The sequence below is a fragment of the Shouchella hunanensis genome (assembly GCF_028735875.1).
Taxonomy (GTDB): domain Bacteria; phylum Bacillota; class Bacilli; order Bacillales; family Bacillaceae_D; genus Shouchella; species Shouchella hunanensis.
In genome coordinates this window covers 2,853,435-2,877,307 of sequence record NZ_CP117834.1, presented here as the reverse complement: position 1 = coordinate 2,877,307, position 23,873 = coordinate 2,853,435, and the positions used below count along the sequence as shown (strand labels likewise).

Here is a 23,873-nt window from a genome sequence, read left to right as displayed (position 1 = left end):
CTCAAACTCAAGAAATTTAGGATAAGCCCTCGACCGATTAGTATCAGTCCGCTCCATGTGTCGCCACACTTCCACTTCTGACCTATCAACCTCATCATCTCTAAGGGGTCTTACTGGCTTACGCCATGGGAAATCTCATCTTGAGGGGGGCTTCATGCTTAGATGCTTTCAGCACTTATCCCGTCCATACGTAGCTACCCAGCGATGCTCCTGGCGGAACAACTGGTACACCAGCGGTATGTCCATCCCGGTCCTCTCGTACTAAGGACAGCTCCTCTCAAATTTCCTACGCCCGCGACGGATAGGGACCGAACTGTCTCACGACGTTCTGAACCCAGCTCGCGTGCCGCTTTAATGGGCGAACAGCCCAACCCTTGGGACCTACTTCAGCCCCAGGATGCGACGAGCCGACATCGAGGTGCCAAACCTCCCCGTCGATGTGGACTCTTGGGGGAGATAAGCCTGTTATCCCCAGGGTAGCTTTTATCCGTTGAGCGACGGCCCTTCCATACGGCACCGCCGGATCACTAAGCCCGACTTTCGTCCCTGCTCGACTTGTAGGTCTCGCAGTCAAGCTCCCTTATGCCTTTGCACTCTACGAATGATTTCCAACCATTCTGAGGGAACCTTTGGGCGCCTCCGTTACTGTTTAGGAGGCGACCGCCCCAGTCAAACTGCCCACCTGACAATGTCCCTGACCCGGATCACGGGTCGAGGTTAGAATGTCAGCACCATCAGGGTAGTATCCCACCGACGCCTCCACCGAAGCTAGCGCTCCGGCTTCCAAGGCTCCTACCTATCCTGTACAAATGGTACCAACACTCACTATCAAGCTACAGTAAAGCTCCATGGGGTCTTTCCGTCCTGTCGCGGGTAACCTGCATCTTCACAGGTACTATAATTTCACCGGGTCTCTCGTTGAGACAGTATCCAAGTCGTTGCACCATTCGTGCGGGTCGGAACTTACCCGACAAGGAATTTCGCTACCTTAGGACCGTTATAGTTACGGCCGCCGTTTACTGGGGCTTCAATTCAGAGCTTCTCCCTTACGGGATAACCCCTCCTCTTAACCTTCCAGCACCGGGCAGGTGTCAGCCCCTATACTTCGCCTTACGGCTTCGCAGAGACCTGTGTTTTTGCTAAACAGTCGCTTGGATCTATTCACTGCGGCTCTCTCGGGCTTTAACACCCTAATAGAGCACCCCTTCTCCCGAAGTTACGGGGTCATTTTGCCGAGTTCCTTAACGAGAGTTCTCCCGAGCGTCTTAGAATTCTCTTCTCGCCTACCTGTGTCGGTTTGCGGTACGGGCACCTGTATTCTAACTAGAGGCTTTTCTCGGCAGCGGAGGATCAGGGATTTCGGACCCTTGGGTCCTTCACGGTCACAGCTCAGCCTTCACGGAACACGGATTTGCCTATGTTCCAGCCTTGCATGCTTCGACGCGCACAGCCAGCGGCGCGCTCACCCTACCTTTCTGCGTCCCCCCATCGTTCAAACAAATACGAGGTGGTACAGGAATATCAACCTGTTGTCCATCGCCTACGCCTTTCGGCCTCGGCTTAGGTCCCGACTAACCCTGAGCGGACGAGCCTTCCTCAGGAAACCTTGGGCTTTCGACGGAGGGGATTCTCACCCCTCTTTTCGCTACTCATACCGGCATTCTCACTTCCAAGCACTCCACTAGTCCTCACGATCTAGCTTCACAGTCCTTGGAACGCTCCCCTACCCAATCCCTACTGGGATTGCCATAGCTTCGGTGATACGTTTAGCCCCGGTACATTTTCGGCGCAGAGTCACTCGACCAGTGAGCTATTACGCACTCTTTCAATGATGGCTGCTTCTAAGCCAACATCCTGGTTGTCTAAGCAACTCCACATCCTTTTCCACTTAACGTATACTTGGGGACCTTAGCTGATGGTCTGGGCTGTTTCCCTCTTGACTACGGATCTTAGCACTCGCAGTCTGACTCCCGAGTTAAAGTTTTTGGCATTCGGAGTTTGACTGAATTCGGTAATCCTGTGGGGACCCCTCGTCCAATCAGTGCTCTACCTCCAAAACTCATCACTCGAGGCTAGCCCTAAAGCTATTTCGGGGAGAACCAGCTATTTCCGAGTTCGATTGGCATTTCACCCCTACCCACACCTCATCCCCGCATTTTTCAACATGCGTGGGTTCGGGCCTCCAGTCGGTGTTACCCGACCTTCACCCTGGACATGGGTAGATCACCCGGTTTCGGGTCTACGACAACGTACTTACTCGCCCTATTCAGACTCGCTTTCGCTACGGCTCCGCCTCATCAGCTTAACCTTGCACGTTATCGTAACTCGCCGGTTCATTCTACAAAAGGCACGCCATCACCCATTAACGGGCTCTGACTAGTTGTAGGCACACGGTTTCAGGATCTCTTTCACTCCCCTTCCGGGGTGCTTTTCACCTTTCCCTCACGGTACTGGTTCACTATCGGTCACTAGGGAGTATTTAGCCTTGGGAGATGGTCCTCCCGGATTCCGACGGGGTTTCACGTGTCCCGCCGTACTCAGGATCCACTCTGGAGGAAACGAAGTTTCAGCTACAGGGCTGTTACCTTCTTCGGCTTGTCTTTCCAGACAATTCACCTACTCCGTTTCTTTGTAACTCCGTATAGAGTGTCCTACAACCCCAAGAGGCAAGCCTCTTGGTTTGGGCTGATTCCGTTTCGCTCGCCGCTACTCAGGAAATCGCATTTGCTTTCTCTTCCTCCGGGTACTTAGATGTTTCAGTTCCCCGGGTCTGCCTCACCCTGCCCTATGTGTTCAGGCAGGAGTACCATCCCATTACGGATGGTGGGTTCCCCCATTCGGAAATCTCCGGATCAAAGCTTACTTACAGCTCCCCGAAGCATATCGCTGTTCGTCGCGTCCTTCATCGGCTCCTAGTGCCAAGGCATTCACCGTGCGCCCTTTCTAACTTATCCATTTTTACTTCAGATTCCCTTCGTATCTCTTCGTCTGGTTCCTGTCTTTCTGTCAGTTACGTAGCGAACTACGCTCCTTCCATCAAGCATTTCCCATCCTTGATCTACTTGGGTCTCTTTGTAAAACAGTTAACCTAAAAGGTTTATGAATTCTTGACGTCTCGTTCAAACAGTTGTAACACCGATGAACAAAACTAATTTGAGTTGATTGATTATGATTTAGTTTTCAAAGAACCATGCCTACAGGATGTAGGTACCAGGCGTTGCCACAGGACGTGGCGTTCTAAGCGTGGTATCCATTACCTTCGCATTTTCAATTGGAAGAGGAATTCTTCCAAAACTGAACAAAAGATCCAAAGCGCTATATGACCCGAGGTCATACATCGACTAGAGTAAAAACTCCATAGAAAGGAGGTGATCCAGCCGCACCTTCCGATACGGCTACCTTGTTACGACTTCACCCCAATCATTTGTCCCACCTTAGGCGGCTGGCTCCAAAAGGTTACCTCACCGACTTCGGGTGTTACAAACTCTCGTGGTGTGACGGGCGGTGTGTACAAGACCCGGGAACGTATTCACCGCGGCATGCTGATCCGCGATTACTAGCAATTCCGGCTTCATGTAGGCGAGTTGCAGCCTACAATCCGAACTGAGAATGGCTTTATGGGATTGGCTCCACCTCGCGGTTTCGCTGCCCTTTGTACCATCCATTGTAGCACGTGTGTAGCCCAGGTCATAAGGGGCATGATGATTTGACGTCGTCCCCACCTTCCTCCGGTTTGTCACCGGCAGTCACCTTAGAGTGCCCAACTAAATGCTGGCAACTAAGATCAAGGGTTGCGCTCGTTGCGGGACTTAACCCAACATCTCACGACACGAGCTGACGACAACCATGCACCACCTGTCACTTTGCCCCCGAAGGGGAAGCTCTGTCTCCAGAGTGGTCAAAGGATGTCAAGACCTGGTAAGGTTCTTCGCGTTGCTTCGAATTAAACCACATGCTCCACTGCTTGTGCGGGTCCCCGTCAATTCCTTTGAGTTTCAGCCTTGCGGCCGTACTCCCCAGGCGGAGTGCTTAATGTGTTTACTTCGGCACTACGGGCATCGAAACCCCTAACACCTAGCACTCATCGTTTACGGCGTGGACTACCAGGGTATCTAATCCTGTTTGCTCCCCACGCTTTCGCGCCTCAGCGTCAGTTACAGACCAGAGAGTCGCCTTCGCCACTGGTGTTCCTCCACATATCTACGCATTTCACCGCTACACGTGGAATTCCACTCTCCTCTTCTGCACTCAAGCTTCCCAGTTTCCAATGGCCGCTCGGGGTTGAGCCCCGAGATTTCACATCAGACTTAAGAAGCCGCCTGCGCGCGCTTTACGCCCAATAATTCCGGACAACGCTTGCCACCTACGTATTACCGCGGCTGCTGGCACGTAGTTAGCCGTGGCTTTCTGGTGAGGTACCGTCAAGGTACCGGTAGTTACGCCGGTACTTGTTCTTCCCTCACAACAGAGCTTTACGACCCGAAGGCCTTCCTCACTCACGCGGCGTTGCTCCGTCAGACTTTCGTCCATTGCGGAAGATTCCCTACTGCTGCCTCCCGTAGGAGTCTGGGCCGTGTCTCAGTCCCAGTGTGGCCGATCACCCTCTCAGGTCGGCTACGCATCGTCGCCTTGGTAAGCCGTTACCTTACCAACTAGCTAATGCGCCGCAGGCCCATCCCTTAGTGACAGCCGAAACCGTCTTTCAAAAGAGAATCAGGTGATTCTCTCTATTATCCCGTATTAGCTCCGGTTTCCCGGAGTTATCCCAGTCTAAGGGGCAGGTTACCTACGTGTTACTCACCCGTCCGCCGCTGACTTCCGGGAGCAAGCTCCCTTCTGTCCGCTCGACTTGCATGTATTAGGCACGCCGCCAGCGTTCGTCCTGAGCCAGGATCAAACTCTCCGTTAAAAGTGTTTACTTACACACGGATGTGTTGACTTCGACGTTGCAACATGGACGTTGCGATCTTAGTCGAAGATCCTAAGCTGTTGCACATTTTAAAGCTGTGTCTAACTTCATTGACGAGATACCTTGTATCTCTTTTTACGCTTGGCTTTTGTTCAGTTTTCAAAGAACTCATTTTTGCGACTTCATGATCTTACCATATTGATAATCATTCGGTCAATATCTTTTTTATTTTCGCCGTTGTTACCGTGTTGCCCTGGCGACATGTAATAATATATCATGGCGACAAAAAGTCGTCAATACATTTTATAAACTTTTTTTCAAAACTTATTAATTCTATTGTAACCGCGACTAAAGCAACCTTACCACTTAGCCGATCTATTCATAGATTATACAACGTATCATTCTAAAACGTATAGAAAGATCGCCATAAATCTTGAACGTTCTATGTTATACTATACCTGTATCTACTAATAGAATAAACCTTCTATACTAATATTGGAGGAAAAGATAATGGGCCTGAAATATTCAAACAAAATAAATAAGATTCGTACATTCGCTTTAAGTCTCGTTTTTATTGGCATCTTGATTATGTACATAGGCATATTCTTTCGAGACTATCCTGTTGTGATGGTTATCGCAATGATTCTTGGTTTACTTGCAGTGATTGGAAGTACAGTCGTTTACTTCTTTATTGGCATGTTATCTACAAGAGCTGTTCCAGTTGTTTGTCCTTCTTGCGAGAAACCAACAAAAGTCTTGGGTAGAGTCGATGCTTGTATGCATTGTGACCAACCATTAACGATGGACCGTTCTCTAGAGGGTCGTGAATTTGACGAAGCCTACAATGAAAAAAAACAAACTACAAATTAAAATGAAGCACAAAAAAAGTCACTCTAATTCTTAGAGTGACTTTTTTTTAATGTGCCGTTTTACACGTAACACACGTGCCGTATATCTCCATTCTGTGGTTCTCAATCTCAAATCCAGTTACATGCTCAGCTAGCGTTTCAACTTCATCCAAACCCGGATAGTGAAAATCAACAATCTTTCCACAGTTTTTACAAATAACATGATAATGATTTGACGTAACGCAATCAAAACGGCTTGAAGAATCACCATACGATAACTCTTTCACGATGCCGACTTCCTTAAAAACGCGTAAATTATTATAAACAGTCGCAACGCTCATGTTAGGAAAGCGACCTTCTAAAGCTTTATAAATTTCATCTGCGGTTGGATGAGCTTTCGTCTCATATAAGAATTCAAGTATTGCATGACGCTGCGGAGTCATACGCACACGAGTGCTTTTAAGCGCATCAATTGCTTCTAACAAGCTATGATTGGCCATGGTCTGCACCCTCACTTTCAATAAAAACTATTCTTACTTTAGATTTATTATAAGTTGTAAACGCTCATTTAGCAAGTAACGATTCACCAAAAAAAGCCACTCTTTCTAGAGTAGCCTCCAAACCGTTACGTTTGATCTTGTAGTAATAACGGAGTAGCATTAGCTGCTGGTACAAGAAACGATGTATAGCGATGGGTTTTACTCTCTTTTCGTTGCTTCCGTTTTTCCACTTCTAAACACGCATTTTTTAGTGATTGTTGTAGTTGGTCGACATCGGTTTCATGTACGCCAAAAAGGAACGTTGTACTTCCTTTTTTCAAGAAACCACCTGAGCTTGAGAGTTCCGTCATTCGGTACCCTTTCTCTCTAAGGTCTTTTTCTACATAGTCCGCATAAAAGTCTTCTATGATACACACGAGCAATTTCATTGGTTCTCCTCCTTTTAATATCCTTTCTTACTATGAACTTCATTAATAAAGTTCTCTTTTCCTTCTATAAAGAGCGAAAGATTTTCATTAAAAATTTTTAGCGCTCTCTCCATATAAAAAGAAGTGGATGCTGAAATATGAGGAGTAATCGTTACTGAATGATGCCCCCAAAGCGGAGAATCACTTGATAATGGTTCTTCATTAAAGACATCAAGATATGCATGATCTATATGCTTATTATCCAATACACGAATTAATTCGTGTTCCACTACAGCATTTCCTCTACCTAAGTTTATAAAAACTGCACCTTGTTTAACAAGACGAAATGCATCTTCATTTAGAATCTTCTTTGTTTGTTCTGTAGCAGGGAGAACATTGATAAGAAAATCAGCCTGCTTTAACGCTAACTCCCACTCACGCATAGATACCACGTCATCAAAAGGATGAACCGGTCTACCGTCCGTATTGACTCCAATTGTTTTCATACCGAAAACGGCTGCTCTTTCTGAAATCTTACTCGCAATCGCTCCTGTACCAAGCAAAACAACCGTTAGGTCTGTAAGTTCTGATGGTTTTTGGCTTCGTACCCAAGCTCTTTCTGCTTGTGCCTGCCGATAGTCTTGCGCTCGTTTAACATAATCCAACATCATCCACATTGCGTGTTCTGACATTGGGGTTGCATGGATACCTCGACTATTTGTGACGAGAATATCCCGATTAAGAATTTGTTCAAATGGAAGGTGCTCAACGCCTGCCGACAGTACGTGAATCCATTTTAGGTCTTTTGCCTGCTCAAGAATTGTAGGGGTTACATCTTCACCGAATGTAACAAGTACGGTTGTGTCAGCAAAAGAGGTCACTTCTTTTATAGAAGAATAGAATTCAAAATGAACCTGTTGATAGGTTTTTTTCAACTCATGTTGTCTCTCCACTGTTTGGTTGACAACAAATAACACTTGTTCACTCATGATGGAAGTCCTTTTACAAACTCTAATACTTCATTAACATGGTCTTTTACTCGAACACCACGCCATTCCTTTACAACAGTAAAGTTCTTATCAATCACAAACGTAGAACGCACAATACCCATATACTCTTTACCGAAGTTCTTTTTTAACCGCCATACATCATACGCATTTGCAGCCTTTAATTCTTCATCCGCTAGTAACGGAAAAGACAGGTCATGCTTCTCCATAAACTTCTCATGGCGATCGACAGGGTCTGGACTAATTCCTATAACAACTGTATCCTGCTCCTTAAACAACGCAGTTTGATCTCTAAAATCACACGCTTGGGTCGTACAACCAGGCGTCATGTCTTTAGGATAAAAATAAAGTACGATTGTAGAGCCTTTGTAATCAGATAAGGTTATCTCTTTATTTCCTGTTGCTGGAAGTGTTAGGTCTGGTGCTTCTTTTCCGATTAAGTTCATTTGTAATCCCCCATCTATACTTTTATTCTAGCGTATCCGATTTTAAATGTTTCTTCAATAAAGAACGCCTGTTTACTTTTATTCTCACTTAAACGGCAACATATGCTATCATAGTTGGGTACAAAAAATGTGCAAACCATAATGGAGGGTTATATGAATCGCAATACATCCGAAAAACACTATAAAGAAGCACAAGACTTAATTGTAGGTGGCGTGAACAGCCCATCCCGAGCTTACAAAGGTGTAGGCGGCGGAACACCTGTATTTATGGAAAGAGGTGAAGGAGCTTATCTTTATGATGTTGATGGAAACAAATACATTGACTATTTAGCTGCGTACGGCCCCATTATTACTGGTCATGCTCATCCAGACATTACACAAGCCATTCAAGACCAAGCTGCAAAAGGCATTTTATACGGCACACCGACGCGGCTCGAAAATGAGTTTGCTCACATACTAAAAGAGGCCCTTCCTTCTTTAGAAAAAGTACGCTTCGTTAATTCAGGCACAGAAGCTGTTATGACTACAATTCGAGTAGCACGTGCTTATACTGGCAGAGAAAAAATCATTAAATTCGCTGGCTGCTATCACGGACATTCTGATCTTGTCCTTGTGGCTGCAGGCTCCGGGCCATCTACGTTAGGAACCCCTGATTCAGCTGGAGTTACAGAGGGTACTGCCAAAGAAGTCATTACTGTTCCATTCAATGACAGCGATGCTCTTAAAGAAGCATTAGACAAGTGGGGACCTGAAACAGCTGCCGTTCTCGTTGAACCGATAGTTGGAAATTTCGGCATCGTTGAACCAGAGCCTGGATTTCTTCAAAAGATTAATGAATTAACCCATGCAGCAGGTGCACTTGTTATTTATGATGAGGTCATCACAGCTTTTAGATTTATGTATGGGGGAGCGCAAGATCTTCTACAAGTAAAACCTGATATGACTGCTTTAGGGAAAATTATTGGTGGCGGTCTACCTATTGGCGCTTACGGTGGTCGAGTAGATATTATGGAAACAGTTGCTCCTCTTGGACCTGCATATCAAGCAGGAACAATGGCCGGTAATCCAGCATCAATGACATCTGGTATTGCCTGTTTAAATGTATTAAAAAAAGAAGGAACTTACGAAAAGCTAGATGAACTTGGTATGACACTTGAAGAAGGGTTGTACCTCGCTGCAGCGAAAACGAATGTTCCGATTACGATTAACCGCTTAAAAGGTGCATTGACGGTATTTTTCACTGAAGAGCAAATTACCGATTACGATGGTGCATCTAATACAAATGGCGAGCAATTCGGCTTATTTTTTAAAGCAATGCTTGATCAAGGAATTCATTTAGCCCCATCCAAATACGAGGCATGGTTCCTTACTACAGCGCATACACAAAAAGATATTGAAGAAACGATTGCGGCCGCGGAAAATGCATTTAGCATCGTCGCAAACCACTTTTACCAATAATTGTGCGTATAAGGTTATCATTTTGCATAAAAGTAAGAGATATGATTCTAAAATGGTGACTAAAAGAAAGGAAACATCCGTACATGAGACTTGGAGCACGGATATTAAAAACGGGTTTAGCAGTTGTTCTAGCACTATATTTAGCTAGGTGGCTAGGCATTAGCCCACCAACATTTGCGGCTATCGCTGCTGCTTTCGCAATTCAACCGTCTTTATTTAGGACGTTACGAACCTTTAGCCATCAAGTTCAAGCCAATCTTATTGGTGCAACAATTGGTGTTTTATTTGTCATGACGTTTGGGCACGAACCATTTGTTGTAGGGGTTGTTGTTACCCTTTCGATTGCCATTTTTATTAAGCTAAAACTTGAGGCAGCCATTATTCCAACAGCGATTGTGACGATTATTATCATAATGGAAAGCCCCTCTGATAATTTTCTCCAGTTTGCCTCTGAACGCTTTATTCTTGTTTTAATCGGTATTGTAGCTGCTTTTCTTGTAAATTTAGCATTTATTCCACCGAGGTACGAAAATAAAGTGTTTGATAAGGTAACAACCGTAACCGACGCGATTCAAGAGTGGTTAAATCTACTTGCCCGCCATGATGCGGATACGATTGCACTTCGTGAAGACATTAAGCATCAACGTATAGAACTTGATAAAGCGAATAATCTTTTTTCTTTATACCGAGAAGAGCGAAATTACTTTCGCGCCAAAACGTTTTCGCAGCGAAGAAGAGTTGTTGTATTTAGACAGATGATCCAAACAACCGAGAAAGCGTATCAAGCTCTTGAGGCGATTGAAAAGCGATCAGAAGATTATTTGCAGTTGCCGGAAAATGTGCAAAGTCGCATTGAAGAACAAATTTTATCACTAACCGATTATCACCAAAGAATTATTCTACGTTATAACGGGAAAGTGAATACCCACGCAACTGATGAATATGTTGACGAAATTGAAAAAGGCCAATCAACGATGACAAATCTTTTTGTTACACTTTATGAAGAAGAACAATTTGATTTGTCTCAATGGCACAGCTTTTTACCTGCGATCTCAGCATTAATTGAATACCAGCAAGAACTAGAGCATTTGGATACACTAGTAGAAAATCATCACACACATGCACCAGAAGATGAGAATCAATAAAACCCAGGAGGGAGCCCCTCCTGGGTTTTATACTTCTTGTACACTGTAAAGCTTATAATAAGCCCCTTTTGCCTGCATTAATTCTTGATGTGTGCCTTGTTCCTTCACCGTTCCGTCTTCAATGACAACGATTTGATCTGCATTTGTAATGGTAGACAATCGGTGAGCTACAATAAATGTTGTCCGGTCTTTCGCTAGCTTTTCTAGCGCTTCTTGTATGAAATGCTCACTTTCAAGGTCTAAAGCAGAAGTTGCTTCATCGAATACAAGAATAGGCGGATTTTTTAAAAATACACGCGCAATCGCAATACGTTGTTTTTGCCCTCCAGAGAGCTTAACGCCTCTTTCCCCTACTTCTGTATCGTACCCATCTTCCAAGCCTAAGATAAAGTCATGAGCGTTCGCTGCTTTCGCCGCCACTACCACTTCTTCATCTGTAGCATCCGGCTTTCCAATTTTAATATTCATTTTGACACTATCACTGAATAATATGTTGTCCTGCAACACCATTCCAATGTGATCACGTAAGGTCCGCACTTCTAAATCACGAATGTCTTTACCATCAATTAGAATGCGCCCAGCTGTCACATCGTAAAAGCGTGGAATTAAGCTAACTAATGTACTTTTTCCACCACCACTCATACCGACGAGGGCAACGGTTTGTCCTGCTGGAATGTCTAATCGAATATCTTTCAAAATGGGATGGTCATCCTCGCTATATGAAAAAGAAACTCGATCAAACGTCATTTTCCCATCCACATGAGTAAGGGCTGTTGCGCTTGGTTTATCTGTAATATCATACTTCTCATCAATAAACTCAAACACACGATCCATTGACGCAATGGATTGTGTTAATGTTGTGGACGAGTTAACCAACCGGCGTAACGGTCCATACAAACGTTCCATATAAAGTACGAACGCACTCATAACGCCAATTTCTAAACCATTTTGTAATACAAAAATGGAAGAGACAAATAACACGAGAAGTGGAGCAATATCCGTCACTGTGTTTACAACAGCAAAGGTTTTTGCATTCCATTTCGTGTGGTCAAGCGCTTTTGTTAAGAAGTTTTTGTTCCGGTGAGAAAATTGGTTTTGCTCATAATCCTCATTAGCAAAGCTTCGAATAACATTCATCCCTTGAACACGTTCATGCAAATGGCCTTGGACATCGGCTAATGCTTGCGATCGTACCCGAGTTAGTTTTCGTAAATGCTGATAAAAGTATTTAATTGAAAAGCCATAAAACGGGAACATTGAAATCGCAACGAGGGTTAACCAAACATTTAGATTTAACATAATGATAATGGCGATGACAATCGTTGCCAAATCGAGCCACACGTTCATTAATCCTGTGATAACAAAATTCTTTGTTTGCTCTACGTCATGAATAACACGGGAAATAATTTCTCCCACTTTACGATTAGAATAAAAACGTAAGCTTAGCTTTTGTATATGCGTGAAGAGATGGTCGCGAATATCAAATAGAATATGATTTCCAATCCACTGAGCAAAATATTGACGGTAATATTCTATCGGTGGGCGTAATACGATGAAAAGTACGGCCATTCCGCCCAGAATCCAGTATAGCTGTTTGTATTGATCATCCCTTGCCATCGTTTCATTTAGTAAGATATCATCAATGATGTACATCATGGCTAGAGGAAACAAAAGTGGGATACCGAATTTTAAGATGCCAATTAAAATGGTAATGCCAATTTGCTTTTTGTATGGTTTTACAAAAAACATATAACGTTTAATCGTATTCAAGTTAATCCTCTTTTCTCAGGAAAAAAGTAAGCCTGTTTTCACAAGCTCACCTTTACCGATATTGCAAGTACCGTTCATACCAATTTTCAACAAATTGAGGTGCAAACGGACCCTTTCGTTGATGAATCCAAGAAATTAATTCATCTACACTCCGTCTCAAGATGGCGTCAAGTTCGGGAGGATAATGCATTAATTTGCTATGCAGTTCATACTCATCTTCATCAAGCAGCTTCATCGTCATATCAGGATATACTTTAATATCCAAGTCATAATCAATATATTTAAGCGCTTCTTCATCCCATGTAAAGGGTGTTCCAATATTGCAGTAGTAATAAATCCCATCTGCACGAATCATACCAATTGTATTAAACCATTGATCCGCATCAAAATAACAAATCGCTGGTTCACGTGTACGCCAATGCCGACCGTCAGATTCTCGTACAATGATTCGGTCATTGCCTGCAATTACTACTTTAGAAGACCCTTTTAAAATCGTCGTGTCTTCCCATATTCGATGAAGCGTACCATTATGTTTATAACTTTGTATTTGGATGGTGCTGCCTTCCTTAGGAAAGCTCATACTTTTCTCCCTTCGGTATTATTTTTACCAAATTGTTTACTATCCAACTCTACTCTACATTTATATTATACAATGTTCATACTTTATTTAAAACGTAAACACTCTATAACGCAAATATAGAAGGAATGTGACATAAAAAAACACCTTTCTTCCGAATGGAAAAAGGTGTTCTTTCCCAACAATTACTGTTGGTTTTTCTTAGAAGCAGACTGAGCGTTTTGCTCTTTCACTTCTTGTACATCTGTTTCACTTGCGAATTCAGCGTTGTACCCTTGTTCAGAAGCTTGGTTTTGCTTCTTCACTTGGTTTTTGTTTGTTTTAGATGCTTTGTTGTTCATGGTTATCACCTCCACGCTATTTAACTTCTCCCGAGGAGGTGATTTCTATACAAAAATTTTTAGGCTAAGCTAAAAGTGAGATGCCGCCGTCTACAATGATCGTTTGACCACAAATCATACTGGAATCGTCTGAAAGTAAGAACATTACTGCTTTTGCTAAATCGTCTGCTTCAACCATTCTTCCTGCGGGTGTTCGCTCAGCAGCATCTTTTAGCAATTCCTCTCTATTTGGAAAATGAGTCAATGCATCTGTATCCACAGCACCACCAGAAACAGCATTCACAACAATGCCTTTTGGAGCGAGCTCGACAGCCAAATAGCGTGTTAATGATTCAACGGCCGCTTTTGATACACCTACCGTTGTATAATTTTCTAAATAGCGAATAGAGCCAAGTGAGCTTAAACTAACAATCTTTCCTCCCCCTGTTACTTCCATCCGTTTTGCTGCTTCTTGCGCGCAAAAAAGAAGGGCTTTCGCATTAATGTCCATTGTCCAGTTCCAATGGCTCTCTTCAAGCTCCATTAAAGGACGTAGAACGCCAGACGCTGCATTATTAACAAAAACATCTAAACGTCCGAAATGCTCATCAATTTCCGCGAACATTTCTTTTATTTTATCTTGCTTTCCAACATTCGCTTTTATTGTTAACACGTCTACACCTAAAGCACGAATTTCTTCGGCTGTTTCTTCTGCTTGAGAACGACTTCTCGCAAAATTAATGACAATATTATAGCCTTGCTGGGCAAGTTTAATGGCAATCTTTTTACCAATACCACGACTGCTTCCAGTAACTAATGCAACTTTTCTTTCCATATGAAATCCTCCAATTATTTACTGTCTATTCGCCTCATTATAACGTATAGCCACGGTTTATAACAGACAATCTAATAACAATAGGAGGGATAAGCCATGTATGTAGGACGAGATTTATCTGAATTAGAGATGGTGAAACCAGCAGATTGGACTGATAAAGAATTAGCTTTCTTTCATCACGGGATGCAACAAATGACTGCTTATTTAAATGTACAAGGAAATTCAAAGCATAAAGCCATTATTGAAGAAATTGAAAAGCGTGGTGGACTTCATCATCAAGCAACTTGGACAAGCGGAACAGAAGTTCATTATGATTAAGGAGAGAAACGATGGATAAAAGTAAACAGCTTTACTACGTTAATTTAAATCCAATTAGTATGGACAACATTAGCTTAACAAAAGTAGATGATGGACAATTAATTGAATATGAAATTTCCGCTACGGAAGCGGAAAAGGAAGAGTTTGAACGACTCATCCGTGAAGTTCATAAGCACGATGTTGAATTGGGAAATCTCTTTAGCTTTAAGCATTTTGATGATTTAACAGCTGATGCTGATAAAGACGAATATCAAACTGGTATGAATGATATATACGATCGACTCTATACATTAGGAACAGAAGAAACAAAACAGAAAATTTCCGAAATACACCTTCAAAACGAAGACGACACGACACCAGGTTTATAAGTACAGAAACAGGGCTTTATCGTTTAAGGTCATGGAGTAAACCTTATCGGTTATAGCCCTGTTTCTGTATGGAAAGAATAAGCTCATCCGAATATTCTTAGCACTTTGAAGCTCATTTAGCTAGTTTACGCATCTACATATTCATTTTTGACTGTCCACCATCAACTTGTAAACTCGATCCAGTTACCCAGTTAGCTTTTGGGGAAGCCAAGAATACGACGACATCCGCAATTTCTTCTGGCTTGCCAAAACGCCCTGCAGGGATGTTTGTTTGCACAAACTGGTTTATTTTCTCAGGATTTTCATCGAGACGCTTCTGCCAGTTACCAGTGGGGTGTAAAATACTTCCTGGCGCCACGCTATTAACGCGAATGCCTTCATGCATCACTTCATCAGCTAACGCTTTCGTAAAACTAATTAACGCTGCTTTTGCATTATTATACGTTGCTTTCCCACCTGATTCACGACCAAAAATAGAACTGACATGAAGAATAGCCCCTTCTTTATTTGCTTTCATTCCCGGCAAAACGAGCTTTGAAAAATGGACTGCAGAAAAATAATTCAATTCAAACGCCTGATGGAATTCATCCATCGTTGTTTTTTCAATTTCCGCCCCATTACTTCCGCCTGCGTTATTAATTAAAATATCAATCGGACCAATACGTGCTGTCACCTCTTGAAAAATTCGCTCTCGTTCTTCAAATTTGGTCACATCCCCTAAAATTACGGGAATGTCAGTCGTAAACGCTTCCCCTTCTCCTCTTGCACATACAGCCACTTTACATCCTTCATCTGCAAATGCAAGCGCAATCGCTCTGCCTATCCCTTTCGTTCCACCTGTTACAAACACGGTTTTCCCTTTTAACTGTAGGTTCAAAGTAAATCCTCCTCTAGACAATAGCTTAATACTTTTTGTTGCGATACCGGAAACGCAAACCCTTCTAATTCTTCTTTCGATACTGCTTTCCAGTGTTCTGGAACAGCCAGTAAACTGACATCACCTACATAAAGATCAATTTCCCAAATAATATGGCTAAAAACATGTTTAACATGAAATGGTTGCTTTTGAACGTTCTCTGTTATTGAATACGTATGATGAAGAACCCCTTGTCTCTCTTCATCTGAAGATGCTTGTGGTAGCATAGGCAATTGCCATAAGCCGGCTAATAATCCTTCAGAAGGGCGTTTTTCGATATACACTTTCTTATCTTGGTTGACGAGAAGGAAAGCGTCTAAATGAATCGTCTTTGCTTTCTTTTTCTTACTTTTTATCGGTAATTCTTCTTGGATACCTAATGAGAATGCATCACATTGTTCCCTTACAGGACAAAGTAGACAGCCGGGTGACGTAGGTGTACAGACAAGTGCTCCTAGCTCCATTAACCCTTGATTAAAACTAGACGGATTGTTTTTGTCGATGGCTTCGTACAGAATGGCTTCGTGAACTTTTCTCGTGCTCGGCTTAGCAATGTCTTCTGTTAGATGAAAGACTCGAGACAACACCCGCATTACATTCCCGTCTACAGCAGGTTCTGGCAACCCATACGCAATACTTAAAATCGCTCCAGCTGTATATGGACCTACACCTTTTAATGATTCCATTTCTTTTCTGCTTTTTGGTACTTGCCCTCCGTAGTGCTCTACAACTTCACGAACACCTTTTTGCAAATTTCGAACACGGGAATAGTAGCCTAACCCTTCCCAAACTTTTAAAATGGCGTCTTCGTCCGCATACGCTAAATCTTCCATTTCTGGAAATAAGCGCATAAACCGTTCGTAATAAGGAATAACTGTATCAACCCTTGTTTGTTGAAGCATGACTTCAGAAACCCAAATTTGATAAGGTTCTTGATTTTTTCTCCACGGGAGGTCTCGTTTATGTTGTTCATACCAATGGACTAAATTGGTTTGAAACGACTCTATTTTATGTTGATCAAGGTTTTTCAAACAATCACCTACCATCTTGACTTGTCGCATCAATACATTCATCATGAAAGAATGCTTAGTTTACTTCACGACGGGTATAACTATAGCATAAGTTAAAAAAATGCGTAACAATTGTAGCGCTTGATAACGTACGAATGTTTCACAAATTAAAGGAGGATGTTATAGAGAATGGATACATCCACACATATTGTTATGGGTGTGGGGCTGGCTGGACTTGCGACGTTAGATCCAAATGTCTCAGCATCTCCTTATATGGCGACAGCCGTATTAGCTACAACTTTAGTAGCCTCAAATGCTCCAGATTTCGATACAATCCTTAAATTACGAAATAATGCCGTTTATATTCGGCACCACCGAGGCATTACCCATTCGTTACCGGCATTATTTCTTTGGCCGTTTATCGTCTCAGGTGGACTGATGCTCTTTTTTCAAGACGCCTATTGGCCAACATTACTTTTATGGGCAGCTATTTCTGTTTTCTTACATGTGTTTGTCGATATTTTTAACGCATATGGGACACAAGCATTGCGCCCGATTAGCAACAGGTGGATTGCACTCGGTGTCATTAATATTTTTGACCCTGTTATTTTCGGCTCTCATGTTTTTGGGATTATGCTTTGGATTCTTGGTCTACCTCCAGGTCCAGCGTTTATTGGGATTTATTTGTTTCTTATTTGTTACTATGTTTGGCGCTATAAACAAAAACAAAAGGTGGTTCGCCAAGCACGACAAATACACCCAAATGCTTCCCACATTTTTGTATCTCCAACGATTCGTTGGAACAAATGGCATTTAGTCATACGTACACCTGACATGTTGTACGTTGCACAATCAAAAGATCGTGTTATTCATTTCTTTGAAAGCTATACGTTTGATCCGATTCCAAACGATTCAGTTATGCAGGCGGCACGTTCGGATAAGAATCTAGCCGCATTCCTTTCTTTTTCACCAACATATCGTTGGGAGATGGAAGCAACTGATGACAATGGCTATGAAGTCCGTTTTGTAGACCTACGCTATCGCAGCAACGGATACTATCCATTTGTTGCGATTGTGAAGATGGATGAACAGCTAAACGTTATTACTTCCTATACAGGATGGGTTTATAGTGAAGAAACATTAAGAAAGAAGTTAAAAATTATTACGTAGCCTGGTTATAATTCCCTCCAATAATTAGTTCCTCATCCGGTCATATTAACGGTAAGCCGATAAGGCGGAGGGGGTTTCACGAGTGCGAAATAAAGCGAAAAACTTTCCGAATCCGATTTCGTTTAATGGTAATAAAGCCGATAACGCCGATGCAGCCGCATCCAAGCGTCCGGATGGATCTATTAATGATCGTCCAAAAGAACGAATGAGTTCGTCCAACCACTTTAAAACGTTTTAATACTGGGAGGAATGATTCATGGGTAAGGAAAATAGTAAATCGCGTTTTAACAGTTTGTACCAAGATCCGTTCATGTCACCGCGTGCCAATTCAAAGCACGCCTTCCACCAAGTGAATGGTGAAACCCAGCAAAGTCAACACAATATCGTGCTTGAAGCGCAGATGCGAAAACGTACCTAGCGCTAAAAAAGAGGCTTTCGAAAAGAAAGCCTCTTTTTTATTTATCCGTTATTTTATCAGCTAATAACGAGATTGGGACGCCCGCAAGCTCTCTTTCACCTGTTCGGTACCCCCAAGCAAAACGGCCATTCATATAGGACACCTCGAATATTGTAACCCCATCAGTCATTCGATACGCTTGTCCAGGTTCAATGGAATCGGGGTCTACTAAATACGACTGCGCAATCGTCTTTCTTCTTTCATAAACGGCAAATTCATTACTATTGCCTAACTGCTCAGCTTTTTTAGCTTTCTCGTTTAACATTGCAATCTCTAGCTTCAGCTCATATTCATCCATGTCACTAAATCGCTTTTCCATTTACTCAGACATTCCTCTCATTTGTTCATCTACGTACGCTTTACAATCGTCAAACGAAAAACCTTTTCGATATAACGCTTGAATCATTTTCTGTTTTAACTCGAAAGGTTCAGTATATCTTTTTTTATAAGTCCGAAACAATTTGTCCCCTTGATACGCTAATGCCTGCTTTTCTTCGTTGTTGTTCATCTCATCTGTAAACGTACGCATTAGACGGCTTATCGCCTCATAACGAAAGCCTTTTGCCATAAGTTGCGTTTGCCATTTCTTAAGTTGCTGCTGTTTAGAATCTTTAACGATGCCTGATTTTCGATCTTGCTTGTCCTTCCATTTTTCCAAACGGTTGACTTCCCAGTTAACATCATACTCACTCAAAGCACATTCTATATGCTTTTCAGCAACACCCTTTTCCAAAAGCTGCTGCTTTAATTTAGTTGGTCCAATAAAACTTTGATTTACTTTTGAGCGCACGAAAGCGTGCGCAAACGCTAAATCATCGATTAATCCTTCCGCATTTAACCGTTGAATGGCTTGTGCGATATGACTTTCTTCGCGCTCTTTCTTTACTAAATACTCTTTAATTTCTTTCTCGGAACGCATTCGAAATGATAAATAATGAATAGCCAAATGAAACGTCTTCTTTGCCTCATCCGCTTCGGCAATTTCTTTCATGGCGTCTTCATCAAGCTCCATCCCTTTACGTAAGTTGTATTTAATTAGAATATCTTCATCCACACTAAACGAATAACGCTCAATTTGACGGTCAAGTACAAAAATATTGTAACGCTGTTTAGCCTTTTTTTGCATCGTGATCTTTGATATGATTGGCAACAACCTCGCTCCTTTCTTTACTAGTCATTCCTTAACGTGTTATTCGTTACGGTAAAGGGTATAACAAGAACAAACGATGATAAAGGAGCTCAGGACATGAATATTGCTATTACTGGAGGTACGGGATTAGTAGGTCAAAAATTAACAAACTATTTAGTCGAGCAAGGACATACCGTCACCATTTTAACGCGAAATGCAGCAAATAAGCAAAGCAAAGAACACATCTCCTATGTAGAATGGCTTCAACCAGATGCCACTCCTGCTGAGCATTTAGAAGGCACAGACGCATTTATTAATTTGGCTGGAGAATCCATTATGGGGAGGTGGACAGCATTAAAAAAAGAACGCATCCTCTCAAGTCGACTAGAAGCAACGACCGAATTGATTTCCATTATAAAACAACTGAAAAAAAAGCCAACCGTTTTCGTAAATGGTTCAGCTATGGGCTACTATGGCTATTCTGATACACAGCAATTTACAGAAGAGGATAAACCAGCGAACACACCATTCCTCGGTGAAGTTACACAAAAATGGGAGAACGCCGCATCTTTAGCCTCAGAACTTGGAATTCGAACAGTGTACGTGCGAATTGGCATAGTTTTAGACACAAAAGGAGGCGCACTTCCGAAGATGCTTCTTCCTTACAAATTCTTTGTTGGCGGTAAAGTGGGCTCAGGGAAGCAATGGATGTCTTGGATACACATAAACGATTTAATTCGCTTGTTTTTATTTGCCATAGAGGAAGAAGCAATCTCTGGCCCTTTAAATGCCACTGCGCCTCACCCTGTTCGTATGAATCAACTAAACCGAACCATTGCTAACGTGATGAGTCGTCCACATTGGATGCCTGCACCATCTTTCGCTATAAAAACCGCCCTCGGTGAAATGAGTACGCTCATCCTCGACGGAGCTTACATCTTTCCTCGTAAAGCCATTCAACACGGTTTTACATTTGACTACAATGAACCGGTAGCCGCACTTAAACAATTGTTAAACTAACGATAAAACGCATGGTTTCAGATACAACTGATACCATGCGATTTTTTAATGAAGCAGCACTTTCTCGAACTTGATACTCTGTTCCTCAATACCAAGCTTCTTTAAAAACTGCTCTGCTTGCCTTAACGTATCAAGCGGATATTGTGTTTGACAAAGCTGCGTTGCTCTCCGAAGACTCTCCTGAAACTGCTTGTTTAATGCCAAGTCCCGCTTCACATTATAAATCGCTTTTAAAACCTTTTCATCTCGCTCAAAGCTAACAAATCCCTCTGTTTGATTGTAATACACAATAAGAGGTACATGGGTATGGGGATGAATAATATGTGTCTTGTATAACTGCATAACTCCTCACACTCCGTGGACGTTTTTCTTTTATCTTATGTAACGATTGTACCACGGTTAAAACAAATGCCTAGTTCAAATAAATATTGTTCCCACTGCACTACTACCATGTTACAACTGAAAAAGATTCCTACTCTTTATTTTTCTTGCTACACTGTAAGCATATATTGTTTTAGGAAAGGACTACAGAATGAACACAAAACGTACGATCATGCTTTTACTGCTTGCACTTGGACCAATCCTCACTATGCTTTCTGTAACAATTGAGCTAGAGTGGCTTGCCCGTAGCGTAAGAGTAATCGGGGGAATTCTGTTTATGAACACCATCATTTTTTACCGAGAAATAAGAGCGTCCCTCCACAAAACTCTTGCAAAACGAAAAAAGACTCTCTAAGGAGTCTTTGTATCATAAACGAAATGTAGTTTCTTTATCTATATGTTTAAAATGGTTTTACAGTCCTATTAAGATCCGCCGGGTTGCGTCGGTCCGCCTTTTATTTCAACTAACTCAGGTATAGTACCAGTTGTCAGTTGAGCAAAGGGCGAACTTAGTAAAAATAACATCACAACGATGATACTTATCATTACCTTTTTTATACGCCAACACCTCTTTAAATTATACTATCTAGCTTTGTTGTGAAGAACGTTGCAAAGTAATTGTTACCACTTTGCTTCATTTCGCCGTAACCTTCAAACACTTGATGTACATTTTTTGTACATAAACCTAAATAGAGCTTACCAAAAGGACTTAGTTGACTTTGATTCTTAAGCAACCGTATTGCTTTATTCACCTCCCCTCGAACGTAGTGTTGATGTGCCACTTCTTCTTCATCTCCACAACTTAAACAACGGTCATGGATAACATTGTGTATACTTAAGACAAACGCAATATCTTGCTCCATTTCTTCGTGTTTCTTTGAATTTGCTTTTTTATAACAAGCTTGAGCCATCTCCAAATAACGTATAGCCAAATCGACGGAATGGCCCTGATAGGCGTGTCCAAGTAAGTGATTTGCACTAGCTACAATGAAATCAGAAGCTAGAGGACTTTTAAGAATGTTATTGGCATTTTGTATCGCATCTTGAATATCGATGCGGTTATATAAACTATCATAAGCTCGCTGTAAATCGTATTTAAGTAACAACGAATCTTTCAAGAACCCTTCTCGTAACACATGTACTTTCCGATCCGTTCTTGCCAGAAAGTTGTTCATATCATAGAAATTTTGTTTAAATGTTAACGTGGATTCAATTAATTCCAGCTTTAAAAGCGCTTCTGGAATAGTCACTTTCCCAAATAAGCTTCGACATCTTTCCCACGCCATTTCTGAAGTCAGTAAATCTTTATCCCGCTCAAACCGGTATATCTCTATCCATTCTTTCACTTCGCCTTTATGATCTTGATGAACAGATAACAAATCATCAAGCAAGTCTCTTCTGTTAAAATTCGAAGCATATTCAAGCGAACTCAAAATACCAATTGGCTTTGTCAGCGTCCGACAGTAATCATCCATCACATCTAAGTAATCTTCTTTTTCAATATAGCGAATAATAGCAAAGGAATTAGAAAATTGCAGATCTTTTTGACCTTTCTTATCCAAAAACATAGAAATAAGCGGCTTCGATATTCCTGTTGCTTTTGAGATGTCTACTTGCTTATTCCCTTCTATACTTAAATAATTTCTAACAAGTTGATATAGATAATCAGACAAGAAAGACCCTCCTCTTCACTACGATGATGTACGATGTGATTATTGTTTATTATAAAGCAACAATAAAAATATTGCTGTCGAAAAATAAAAGAATTTCTTCTTTTTTAGCGTTTTTCCTAATATTTTCTTGAAACGTACAAGTTTTCTTTGATTAATCATTCGCTTATTCCAAGAACCACAACATACTTAGGCATGTGAACTATTTGGATCTTTGATCACATCCATCTAATTCCGGACAAAAAAATAAACCCTTAATGGTACTACACCCCAAATGCTAGCTTGGCACTCTAACTATTTAGGGGCAATACCAATAAGGGTTCTTTTTAACGTAAAAGCTCAAGTTTCTTTTTATGAAATTCTTCCTCTGTAATGATTCCATCATCAAGTAATTCTTTAAATTTTTTAATTTCATCTGCTACTGAAAAAGCTGTTTCAGTAAGGGGTTTTTGATTACTCTCCCGATCACAAATAACCTGAAACGTCGATAGACATTCTTGAGCTTCTTCAAATAAAGACCGATACACCAATTCATCTCTTTTTGACTTAGCATTTTTCAAAAAATGTATGTAAACGACTGGATCGTTTATATCATTCATCGTTACTTTAATTTGTAAACTATTACACACACCCCGGGTTCTACGCTTGCCAGTTAAACCTCCAGCCATTGTTCCGGTATGACTAAAATACCCTCCATTAATAGGCGCTCTCCCTTGGCCACCGCTTGCAATCGTTTCGCCATCATCCAGTAATTCAAAGTCGAGTATGTCCTCGTACCGATAAACGATTGAACGATTTCTTCTTCCGAGTATTTCTGACAATACCAACCATTTTTTTTGATGATCATCAAATTCTACTAGTGTTCCAATTTTCTTTGTCGCCTTAAAATGATCCAATTCTGCTGAGTTATTGCTAGTTTTCGCTATTGCTTCTCTAATTTCATCGGCGGTCGCTTTCGCAATAAATTTCTTTAAACTAGAACCAGCCTTTTTATAACAAGTAGGACAAACCCATTCTTTGTTAGCAATTCTATACCGATGTAACCCTGCTTCACCATCGCAGACCGCACATATTGCTTTTAGATCAAAAAAACCCATCCCTCATCACCCTTCCGTTTACACTACACCGATATTATATATAAGATGATTTAGACAATACAATAGAAATAGGTAAATTTATCTATTATAAGAGTGAATAAGCATTAAAAACTCC

General features: G+C 41.7%; 25 protein-coding genes and 2 rRNA genes. 10 read left to right on the top strand and 17 right to left on the bottom strand.

The window, feature by feature from the left end:
- Positions 1 to 17 precede the first annotated feature (17 nt).
- Both PQ477_RS14570 and PQ477_RS14565 read right to left on the bottom strand, forming a co-directional pair.
- Positions 18 to 2,954 (bottom strand): 23S ribosomal RNA (locus tag PQ477_RS14570).
- A 407-nt stretch (positions 2,955 to 3,361) separates the two neighbouring features.
- Positions 3,362 to 4,909: ribosomal RNA gene (locus PQ477_RS14565) — 16S ribosomal RNA — on the bottom strand.
- The 16S and 23S rRNA genes sit together here, the layout of an rRNA operon.
- Before the next feature lie 510 nt (positions 4,910 to 5,419).
- Between PQ477_RS14565 and PQ477_RS14560 the strand changes: the two genes are divergently transcribed.
- Entirely contained in the window at positions 5,420 to 5,779 is a 360-nt protein-coding gene (locus tag PQ477_RS14560) for a YgzB family protein (protein WP_035395597.1), read from the top strand.
- A 46-nt stretch (positions 5,780 to 5,825) separates the two neighbouring features.
- Here PQ477_RS14560 and perR read toward each other — a convergent pair whose 3' ends face one another.
- The 4 genes from perR to bcp form a co-directional block, all read right to left on the bottom strand.
- Entirely contained in the window at positions 5,826 to 6,257 is a 432-nt protein-coding gene (gene perR / locus PQ477_RS14555) for a peroxide-responsive transcriptional repressor PerR (protein ID WP_035395596.1), read from the bottom strand.
- Positions 6,258 to 6,382: 125 nt separating this feature from the next.
- The gene (locus PQ477_RS14550) at positions 6,383 to 6,685 is read right to left on the bottom strand and encodes a cyclic-di-AMP receptor (protein ID WP_035395595.1); all 303 of its coding nucleotides are present in this window, start codon (positions 6,683 to 6,685) and stop codon (positions 6,383 to 6,385) included.
- Positions 6,686 to 6,699: 14 nt separating this feature from the next.
- Positions 6,700 to 7,653: a D-2-hydroxyacid dehydrogenase gene (locus PQ477_RS14545; RefSeq protein ID WP_052008044.1), complete on the bottom strand. Its 954-nt coding sequence runs from the start codon at positions 7,651 to 7,653 to the stop codon at positions 6,700 to 6,702.
- Positions 7,650 to 8,117, bottom strand: a complete 468-nt coding sequence (gene bcp, locus PQ477_RS14540) for a thioredoxin-dependent thiol peroxidase (RefSeq protein ID WP_035395593.1) — start codon at positions 8,115 to 8,117, stop codon at positions 7,650 to 7,652. The genes PQ477_RS14545 and bcp overlap by 4 nt, the downstream gene beginning before the upstream one ends.
- A 153-nt stretch (positions 8,118 to 8,270) precedes the next feature.
- On the opposite strand from bcp, the gene PQ477_RS14535 reads away from it, so the two are divergent.
- A complete protein-coding gene (locus PQ477_RS14535; RefSeq protein ID WP_274272312.1) occupies positions 8,271 to 9,575 on the top strand; it encodes a glutamate-1-semialdehyde 2,1-aminomutase in 1,305 nt (434 codons plus the stop codon).
- 83 nt (positions 9,576 to 9,658) lie between these two features.
- Positions 9,659 to 10,720 (top strand): aromatic acid exporter family protein, encoded by a 1,062-nt coding sequence (locus PQ477_RS14530; RefSeq protein ID WP_274272311.1) that lies wholly within the window; start codon positions 9,659 to 9,661, stop codon positions 10,718 to 10,720.
- 27 nt (positions 10,721 to 10,747) lie between these two features.
- On the opposite strand, the gene PQ477_RS14525 is transcribed toward PQ477_RS14530, so the two are convergent.
- The 4 genes from PQ477_RS14525 to fabL form a co-directional block, all read right to left on the bottom strand.
- The gene (locus PQ477_RS14525; protein WP_274272309.1) at positions 10,748 to 12,490 is read right to left on the bottom strand and encodes an ABC transporter ATP-binding protein; all 1,743 of its coding nucleotides are present in this window, start codon (positions 12,488 to 12,490) and stop codon (positions 10,748 to 10,750) included.
- 52 nt (positions 12,491 to 12,542) lie between these two features.
- Positions 12,543 to 13,070 (bottom strand): nucleoside tri-diphosphate phosphatase, encoded by a 528-nt coding sequence (gene ntdP, locus PQ477_RS14520; RefSeq protein WP_038478372.1) that lies wholly within the window; start codon positions 13,068 to 13,070, stop codon positions 12,543 to 12,545.
- A 182-nt stretch (positions 13,071 to 13,252) separates the two neighbouring features.
- Entirely contained in the window at positions 13,253 to 13,408 is a 156-nt protein-coding gene (locus PQ477_RS14515) for a gamma-type small acid-soluble spore protein (protein ID WP_035395587.1), read from the bottom strand.
- Between the two features lie 64 nt (positions 13,409 to 13,472).
- Positions 13,473 to 14,222: an enoyl-[acyl-carrier-protein] reductase FabL gene (gene fabL, locus PQ477_RS14510; RefSeq protein WP_035395585.1), complete on the bottom strand. Its 750-nt coding sequence runs from the start codon at positions 14,220 to 14,222 to the stop codon at positions 13,473 to 13,475.
- Between the two features lie 96 nt (positions 14,223 to 14,318).
- Between fabL and PQ477_RS14505 the strand changes: the two genes are divergently transcribed.
- Positions 14,319 to 14,540: a mother cell protein YfhS gene (locus PQ477_RS14505; RefSeq protein ID WP_035395583.1), complete on the top strand. Its 222-nt coding sequence runs from the start codon at positions 14,319 to 14,321 to the stop codon at positions 14,538 to 14,540.
- Positions 14,541 to 14,551: 11 nt separating this feature from the next.
- Complete coding sequence (locus PQ477_RS14500; RefSeq protein WP_035395582.1) at positions 14,552 to 14,908, top strand: hypothetical protein; 357 nt, start codon at positions 14,552 to 14,554, stop codon at positions 14,906 to 14,908.
- Positions 14,909 to 15,041: 133 nt separating this feature from the next.
- Here the strand turns inward: PQ477_RS14500 and PQ477_RS14495 are convergent, their stop codons facing one another.
- Together PQ477_RS14495 and mutY are read right to left on the bottom strand one after the other, a co-directional pair.
- Positions 15,042 to 15,785 carry an SDR family NAD(P)-dependent oxidoreductase gene (locus PQ477_RS14495; RefSeq protein WP_274272306.1) on the bottom strand — a complete coding sequence of 248 codons (744 nt, stop codon included), beginning with the start codon at positions 15,783 to 15,785 and terminating at the stop codon, positions 15,042 to 15,044.
- Complete coding sequence (gene mutY, locus PQ477_RS14490; RefSeq protein ID WP_274272303.1) at positions 15,782 to 16,885, bottom strand: A/G-specific adenine glycosylase; 1,104 nt, start codon at positions 16,883 to 16,885, stop codon at positions 15,782 to 15,784. Before mutY ends, PQ477_RS14495 begins: the two co-directional genes overlap by 4 nt.
- A 138-nt stretch (positions 16,886 to 17,023) precedes the next feature.
- On the opposite strand from mutY, the gene PQ477_RS14485 reads away from it, so the two are divergent.
- The 3 genes from PQ477_RS14485 to PQ477_RS14475 all read left to right on the top strand — a co-directional run bounded on the left by PQ477_RS14485 (position 17,024) and on the right by PQ477_RS14475 (position 18,422).
- Positions 17,024 to 18,004, top strand: coding sequence for a metal-dependent hydrolase (locus PQ477_RS14485; RefSeq protein ID WP_274272301.1), 981 nt, complete (start codon positions 17,024 to 17,026; stop codon positions 18,002 to 18,004).
- An 82-nt stretch (positions 18,005 to 18,086) separates the two neighbouring features.
- Positions 18,087 to 18,242: a small acid-soluble spore protein K gene (gene sspK / locus PQ477_RS14480; RefSeq protein ID WP_035395580.1), complete on the top strand. Its 156-nt coding sequence runs from the start codon at positions 18,087 to 18,089 to the stop codon at positions 18,240 to 18,242.
- 18 nt (positions 18,243 to 18,260) lie between these two features.
- Positions 18,261 to 18,422 (top strand): YpzG family protein, encoded by a 162-nt coding sequence (locus PQ477_RS14475; RefSeq protein ID WP_081762217.1) that lies wholly within the window; start codon positions 18,261 to 18,263, stop codon positions 18,420 to 18,422.
- Positions 18,423 to 18,459: 37 nt separating this feature from the next.
- On the opposite strand, the gene PQ477_RS14470 is transcribed toward PQ477_RS14475, so the two are convergent.
- Positions 18,460 to 18,780: a YfhH family protein gene (locus PQ477_RS14470; RefSeq protein ID WP_144558627.1), complete on the bottom strand. Its 321-nt coding sequence runs from the start codon at positions 18,778 to 18,780 to the stop codon at positions 18,460 to 18,462.
- Positions 18,781 to 19,611 (bottom strand): recombination regulator RecX, encoded by an 831-nt coding sequence (gene recX, locus PQ477_RS14465; RefSeq protein WP_274272297.1) that lies wholly within the window; start codon positions 19,609 to 19,611, stop codon positions 18,781 to 18,783.
- 96 nt (positions 19,612 to 19,707) lie between these two features.
- On the opposite strand from recX, the gene PQ477_RS14460 reads away from it, so the two are divergent.
- Entirely contained in the window at positions 19,708 to 20,610 is a 903-nt protein-coding gene (locus PQ477_RS14460; protein WP_274272295.1) for a TIGR01777 family oxidoreductase, read from the top strand.
- A 45-nt stretch (positions 20,611 to 20,655) separates the two neighbouring features.
- Here the strand turns inward: PQ477_RS14460 and PQ477_RS14455 are convergent, their stop codons facing one another.
- The gene (locus PQ477_RS14455) at positions 20,656 to 20,952 is read right to left on the bottom strand and encodes a hypothetical protein (protein WP_035395575.1); all 297 of its coding nucleotides are present in this window, start codon (positions 20,950 to 20,952) and stop codon (positions 20,656 to 20,658) included.
- A 190-nt stretch (positions 20,953 to 21,142) separates the two neighbouring features.
- Between PQ477_RS14455 and PQ477_RS14450 the strand changes: the two genes are divergently transcribed.
- Complete coding sequence (locus PQ477_RS14450) at positions 21,143 to 21,346, top strand: hypothetical protein (RefSeq protein WP_035395572.1); 204 nt, start codon at positions 21,143 to 21,145, stop codon at positions 21,344 to 21,346.
- 217 nt (positions 21,347 to 21,563) lie between these two features.
- Here the strand turns inward: PQ477_RS14450 and PQ477_RS14445 are convergent, their stop codons facing one another.
- On the bottom strand, positions 21,564 to 22,664 hold the full coding sequence (locus PQ477_RS14445; RefSeq protein ID WP_274272292.1) for an AimR family lysis-lysogeny pheromone receptor: 1,101 nt from the start codon (positions 22,662 to 22,664) through the stop codon (positions 21,564 to 21,566).
- A gap of 323 nt (positions 22,665 to 22,987) precedes the next feature.
- Positions 22,988 to 23,758, bottom strand: coding sequence for a DUF4428 domain-containing protein (locus PQ477_RS14440; RefSeq protein WP_274272290.1), 771 nt, complete (start codon positions 23,756 to 23,758; stop codon positions 22,988 to 22,990).
- Positions 23,759 to 23,873: the final 115 nt, after the last annotated feature.

What these genes read in the sequence shown, in the direction of transcription:
- PQ477_RS14560 (WP_035395597.1), top strand. Translation starts at nt 5,420, where the DNA reads ATGGGCCTGAAATATTCAAACAAAATAAATAAGATTCGTACATTCGCT.
- perR (WP_035395596.1), bottom strand. Translation starts at nt 6,257, where the DNA reads ATGGCCAATCATAGCTTGTTAGAAGCAATTGATGCGCTTAAAAGCACT.
- PQ477_RS14550 (WP_035395595.1), bottom strand. Translation starts at nt 6,685, where the DNA reads ATGAAATTGCTCGTGTGTATCATAGAAGACTTTTATGCGGACTATGTA.
- PQ477_RS14545 (WP_052008044.1), bottom strand. Translation starts at nt 7,653, where the DNA reads ATGAGTGAACAAGTGTTATTTGTTGTCAACCAAACAGTGGAGAGACAA.
- bcp (WP_035395593.1), bottom strand. Translation starts at nt 8,117, where the DNA reads ATGAACTTAATCGGAAAAGAAGCACCAGACCTAACACTTCCAGCAACA.
- PQ477_RS14535 (WP_274272312.1), top strand. Translation starts at nt 8,271, where the DNA reads ATGAATCGCAATACATCCGAAAAACACTATAAAGAAGCACAAGACTTA.
- PQ477_RS14530 (WP_274272311.1), top strand. Translation starts at nt 9,659, where the DNA reads ATGAGACTTGGAGCACGGATATTAAAAACGGGTTTAGCAGTTGTTCTA.
- ntdP (WP_038478372.1), bottom strand. Translation starts at nt 13,070, where the DNA reads ATGAGCTTTCCTAAGGAAGGCAGCACCATCCAAATACAAAGTTATAAA.
- PQ477_RS14515 (WP_035395587.1), bottom strand. Translation starts at nt 13,408, where the DNA reads ATGAACAACAAAGCATCTAAAACAAACAAAAACCAAGTGAAGAAGCAA.
- fabL (WP_035395585.1), bottom strand. Translation starts at nt 14,222, where the DNA reads ATGGAAAGAAAAGTTGCATTAGTTACTGGAAGCAGTCGTGGTATTGGT.
- PQ477_RS14505 (WP_035395583.1), top strand. Translation starts at nt 14,319, where the DNA reads ATGTATGTAGGACGAGATTTATCTGAATTAGAGATGGTGAAACCAGCA.
- PQ477_RS14500 (WP_035395582.1), top strand. Translation starts at nt 14,552, where the DNA reads ATGGATAAAAGTAAACAGCTTTACTACGTTAATTTAAATCCAATTAGT.
- mutY (WP_274272303.1), bottom strand. Translation starts at nt 16,885, where the DNA reads ATGCGACAAGTCAAGATGGTAGGTGATTGTTTGAAAAACCTTGATCAA.
- PQ477_RS14485 (WP_274272301.1), top strand. Translation starts at nt 17,024, where the DNA reads ATGGATACATCCACACATATTGTTATGGGTGTGGGGCTGGCTGGACTT.
- PQ477_RS14475 (WP_081762217.1), top strand. Translation starts at nt 18,261, where the DNA reads ATGGGTAAGGAAAATAGTAAATCGCGTTTTAACAGTTTGTACCAAGAT.
- PQ477_RS14470 (WP_144558627.1), bottom strand. Translation starts at nt 18,780, where the DNA reads ATGGAAAAGCGATTTAGTGACATGGATGAATATGAGCTGAAGCTAGAG.
- PQ477_RS14460 (WP_274272295.1), top strand. Translation starts at nt 19,708, where the DNA reads ATGAATATTGCTATTACTGGAGGTACGGGATTAGTAGGTCAAAAATTA.
- PQ477_RS14455 (WP_035395575.1), bottom strand. Translation starts at nt 20,952, where the DNA reads ATGCAGTTATACAAGACACATATTATTCATCCCCATACCCATGTACCT.
- PQ477_RS14450 (WP_035395572.1), top strand. Translation starts at nt 21,143, where the DNA reads ATGAACACAAAACGTACGATCATGCTTTTACTGCTTGCACTTGGACCA.
- PQ477_RS14440 (WP_274272290.1), bottom strand. Translation starts at nt 23,758, where the DNA reads ATGGGTTTTTTTGATCTAAAAGCAATATGTGCGGTCTGCGATGGTGAA.